The 4,645-nt window shown below is 75.0% G+C and carries 4 protein-coding genes; 2 read left to right on the forward strand and 2 right to left on the reverse strand.

All coding sequences use genetic code 11. From position 1 onward, the window contains the following. Positions 1-58 precede the first annotated feature (58 nt). Positions 59-1,606: an FAD-dependent monooxygenase gene (locus ACFU6K_RS31970; protein ID WP_380668966.1), complete on the reverse strand. Its 1,548-nt coding sequence runs from the start codon at positions 1,604-1,606 to the stop codon at positions 59-61. A 59-nt stretch (positions 1,607-1,665) separates the two neighbouring features. Here ACFU6K_RS31970 and ACFU6K_RS31975 point away from each other — a divergent pair, with 59 nt between their 5' ends. Further along, on the forward strand, positions 1,666-2,307 hold the full coding sequence (locus tag ACFU6K_RS31975) for a TetR/AcrR family transcriptional regulator C-terminal domain-containing protein (RefSeq protein ID WP_380668968.1): 642 nt from the start codon (positions 1,666-1,668) through the stop codon (positions 2,305-2,307). Positions 2,308-2,388: 81 nt separating this feature from the next. Here the strand turns inward: ACFU6K_RS31975 and ACFU6K_RS31980 are convergent, their stop codons facing one another. Further along, the gene (locus ACFU6K_RS31980) at positions 2,389-3,972 is read right to left on the reverse strand and encodes an ABC transporter substrate-binding protein (protein ID WP_380668970.1); all 1,584 of its coding nucleotides are present in this window, start codon (positions 3,970-3,972) and stop codon (positions 2,389-2,391) included. Positions 3,973-4,253: 281 nt separating this feature from the next. Between ACFU6K_RS31980 and ACFU6K_RS31985 the strand changes: the two genes are divergently transcribed. Then, on the forward strand, positions 4,254-4,610 hold the full coding sequence (locus tag ACFU6K_RS31985) for a DUF5132 domain-containing protein (protein WP_380668972.1): 357 nt from the start codon (positions 4,254-4,256) through the stop codon (positions 4,608-4,610). The last annotated feature ends 35 nt before the right edge of the window (positions 4,611-4,645 follow it).

Raw genomic sequence — 4,645 nt, forward strand, 5'->3', positions numbered from 1 at the left:
GGTCTTCGCGGTGGGTAACTCCGCGAAGACCACCGCCCCGCGCGTTCGCGGTCGGCGGCTACCGGCGGGCGAGCGTCGCCGCGACCGCGTCGCGGGCGGCGTCGCGGGGGTCGGCGTCGGTGGAGAGCCAGGCGAGGTGGCCGTCGGGGCGGACGAGGGCGGCGGTGACGCCGGACCAGGCCGGGCGGTGGCCTGCGGGGCGCCGGCCGGCCGGCGGGGCGGTGTGGACGTCGAGGCCGGGCGTCACGTCGTGGGCCAGCGGCGCGAGCGGTGAGGCGGCGCCGGGGTCGGTGGCGAGGTCGAGCAGGACGTAGCGGCCGCGGCGCAGCAGGGGCAGCAGGGTGCCGCCGCCGTGGACGGCGAGGTCGGGGGCGCGGGTTCCGGTGAGCGGGTGGGCGCCGGACGGGTCGGCGGGCGGGTAGCCGACGGCGAGCCCGGCGGAGCGCAGGGCCAGGGCGTCGGAGAACTCCGGGACGCCGGCGATGAGTTCGCCCAGCAGCTCGCGCATGGCGAGGTTCTCCGAGGTGTAGGTGGTCATCAGGCCGGTCTGCGCGCGGGTGCTGCGCAGCAGCTCGGCGCCGACCGGGTGGCGTTCGGCGTGGTAGCTGTCGAGCAGGCCGTCCGGGGCGGTGCCGGCGAGGGTCTGGGCGAGCTTCCAGCCGAGGTTGCCGGCGTCCTGCAGGCCGACGTTGAGGCCGGGGCCGCCGGCGGGGAAGTGGGTGTGGGCGGCGTCGCCGGCGAGCAGGACCCGACCGTGGCGGTACTGCTCGGCCTGGCGGGTGGCGTTGCCGAAGGTCGAGATCCAGCGCGGGTCGCGCATGCCGAAGTCGGTGCCGGAGATCCGGCGCACCCGGGCGCGGAGCTCCTCGACGGTGAGGGCCTCGGGCCGCTCCTGGACGCTCCGCGCGTCGTTGCCGACCACCCGGTGGAGGCCGTCGGGCAGCGGGAAGACCATGACGGTGCCGTGCTCGTTGGAGACGGAGTGCGCGGCGGGCGGTGTGTCGAGGACGACGTCGGCCATCCAGGCCCAGCGGGTGGCGGCGGTGCCGGGGAAGCCGATGCCGGCGGCGGTGCGCACGGTGCTGCGGCTGCCGTCGCAGCCGACCAGGTAGGCCGCGCGCAACCGCCGGGGCCCGGCCGGGGTGTCGACGTCGACGGTCACCGCGTCCTCGTGCCGGGTCAGACCGGTCACCCGGTGCTCGCGCAGCAGGCGGACGCCGACGGCCTCGGCGTGGGCGGCGATGAGTTCCTCGGTGCGCGCCTGCGGCAGGGCGAGGGTGAACGGGTAGGGCGTGTCCAGCCGGGAGAAGTCCATCCGGGTGGTGAGCGCGGCGAAGTGTCCGCTGGGCACCCGCAGGCCCTCGGCGAGGAACGGCGCCACCAGCCCCCGGGCGGCGAACAGTTCGAGGCTGCGCGGGTGGACGGTGAGGGCGCGGGAGTGCGGGTCGGGCTCGGCCCGGGTCTCCAGCACGGTCACGTCGACGCCGTGGAGCCGCAGCTCGCAGGCGAGCCAGAGGCCGACCGGTCCGCCTCCGGCGATGACCACCTGGTGCGTGGCGTCCGGTGCGGTGCTGCCGCTGGTGTTGGTGTGCGTGGCTTCGGACATGGCGAAGCCCCCCTTTCTTGGTCACTGACCAACGATGGCGTCTCCAGTAGACTTGGTCGGTGACCAAGAATCAACCCCGGACCACCGCACGCCCCCGGCTCGACCCGACCGCCGTGGTGCGCGCCGCGCTCGAACTGCTCGACGAGAAGGGCGCCGACGCCGTGTCCCTGCGCGGCACGGCCGAACGCCTCGGCGTACGGATGAACACCGTGCTGTGGCACGCCAAGACCAAGGCCCGGCTGCTGGAGCTGATGGCCGAGGCGATCGTCGCCGAGGTGAGGTTCTCCGACCTGCCCGAGGCCCCGGACGAGCGCGTGCGCGAACTGGCCCGCCGCTACCGCCGCAGCATGCTCGCCCACCGCGACGGCGCGGCCGTCGTCGCGGGCACCTACGCCGCCGAGCCCGCGACCCTCGCCTTCGCCGACCACGTCGTGGCGGCCCTGCTCAGCACCGGACTCGACGAACGCCGGGCCGCCTGGACGTTCTGGAGCATCCAGTACCTGGCGCTCGGCCTGACCCAGGAGGAGCAGGCACTGCGCGCCTCCGACGAGGAGCACACCCTCGGCCCCGCGCTCGCCGACGGCGGCTACCCCGCGCTCGACCGGGTGGCCCGGCACCTGGAGGACACGGCGTTCGACGAGCGCTTCGAGTTCGGCCTCGACCAGCTGCTGCGCCCCCTCGGGGAGGCCGACGAGGAGTGACACGGGTGGCGCGGGAACCGGCCGACGAGGTGTGACGCGGGCGGCGCGGGAGCCGCGACGAGGACGCGCCGGCTCCTCCGGTCACCGGTGCAGGCGGATGCTGGTCGGGACGATCTGGCCGCCGTTGGCGGCGGCGAAGGTGGTGCGGTACCCGTAGAGGGTGCTCGAGCCGTCCGCGATCGGCAGGACGTCCGCCGAGCGGAACAGCGCGGCCGCGGCCCGGTTCCAGGTGTCGCAGCCCGCGGTGTCCGGCTCCTGGAGCGCCCGGGCGACCAGCGCCTCGTACTCGGGGTTGGCGATGCCGGAGAAGTTCAGGCCCTGGGCGGGGAGCGGGCCGGAGAAGAACGGGGCGAACTGGGCCGGGAGGGGGAACCCCGGGGTGCTGCCCATGGAGACGTCGAAGTCGCCGGTCTGGTACATGGCGCTGACGAGCGCGGGCAGGCTCTCGCCGACGAGCCGGACGTCCGCGCCCAGCGCCGTCCAGGTCCGGGCCATCAGCTCGGCGGCGGAGGGGAGGGTCGGCCCGCTCTCCGCGCTGGTGAGCACCCGCAGCCGCAGCTGCCGGCCGTCCTTGACCAGCCGTCCGTCGCCGTCGCGGGTCCAGCCGGCGGCGCCCAGGGCGCTGACGGCGTCCGGCCCGGGCAGGTCGGCCGTGGCGCGGTCCGCGTGGCAGACGCCGCCCGCGGGCCTGACGTCGGAGGCCGGGCGGCCGGTGCCGCCGACCGCGACGTTGGCGAGCCCCTGGCGGTCCAGCGCGCCCACCAGCGCCCGGCGCAGGGCCGGATCGCCGAGCGGGCGGCCCGGCCGGTGGTTGAAGAAGGTCAGCCCGACCACCATGGGGACGTCGACGGTGGCCAGGCCCCGGCCGGAGAGCCGGGCGCGGTCCGGCCCGCCGACCATCGCGATGTGCACGCCGCCGGTGAGCAGCAGGTTCGCGGCCGTGGACGCCTGGGGCACCACCGGGATGACGATCCGGGCGGGCTGGCCCGGGGCGGCGGTGGTCGCCCCGGCCGGCCCCCAGGTGTAGCCCTCGCGGACGGTGAACTCGTACGGGCCGCCGGGGGTGTAGCGGGTGAGCACGTAGGGGCCGGTGCCCCTGGTCTCCCGGTCGAGCTTCTCGGGGTGGTCGAGGCCGGCGGGGCAGACCACGGGCAGCAGGCCGAGGGTGCGGATGAGGAAGGGGTAGGGGGTGGTGGTCACCGCGGACACCGTGCCGGTCGCGTCGTCGGCGGTGGCGGTGAACGGCACGTTCGGCAGGACGGTTTGGGCGCCGGCGAGCTGGTTGGCCGGGTCGCCCGCGTAGGTCAGGGCCCGGGCCACCGCGGAGGCGGTGAGGGGCGTGCCGTCGGAGCAGGTGATGCCCGGGCGGAGGGTGAAGGCGGCCGCGGTGGTGGTGGCCTGCCAGGACGCGGCCAGGCCGGAGACCACCGCGCCGTCGGGGTCGACGTTGACCAGCGAGTCGTAGGCGTAGCGGGCCGGCCCGGCGCCGAAGGCGGAGTACGGGTTGAAGCTCGGGGTCTCGCCGGCCGCCGCGATCCGGACCGTCCCGTGCTCCACCGGCGGGGTGCCGGTGTCGGAGCGTGCCGTGGCGCCGCAGCCGGTCAGCGCGAGGGCCGCGGCCGTGACGGCGGCGGCGAGGCGGACCGGAAGGGCACGACGGGGCATGGCGGCCATGGTGTCAGTGGGGCCGGGCGGCCTGTCGTCGGTTTTCCGACTGAATTCATCCTTCCGAGGAAGGCTGGCGAAATCGTTTCTTCCTGTGAAATCAGGAAGGAACACGCGGAGACCTGGTCGAAATTGAAAAACACTCACACGAGTGAACCAGGTGGGAAAGTTTGGTCTCGGACCATGCGTCTCGACTAGCGTTTCCCGGGAATCACGGTGACCGCACGGCCGTCGTGCGTCCGCACAGCCGCAGGATTCCGCACAGCTCAGGATGGAGAACCATGCTGCCGCCCGTAGTGCCGCCCTTCGTCGCCGGCCTCGTCGTCGCGCCACTGGCCAAGCGTCTCCTCAAGCCGGTGGTGCGGGGTGTCGTCAGGACATCCGTCGGTCTGGTCCTGGAGGTGAGGAAGGCGGCCCACGAAGCCGGAGAGAACATCCACGACCTGGCCGCGGAGGTGGCCGCCGAGATCGGAGCGGACCAGTCCGGGGCGGCCGACGGTCACCGCCCCGCGGACTCGGGGGCGTCGAACGGCGGAAAGTCCGGGCCGACCTCCGAGCGGATCGAGGTCGAGGACGAGTCCGGTGGCGTGAAGGCCGCCAAGCCCCGCGCGGCGGCCGGTCACGGCAAGTCGCACTGACGGTCCGTCGCACCGCCGGTAGGGGCGGCCGGGCC

Origin of the sequence: Kitasatospora sp. NPDC057512 (assembly GCF_042802135.1) — a bacterium.
Lineage (GTDB): Bacteria > Actinomycetota > Actinomycetes > Streptomycetales > Streptomycetaceae > Kitasatospora.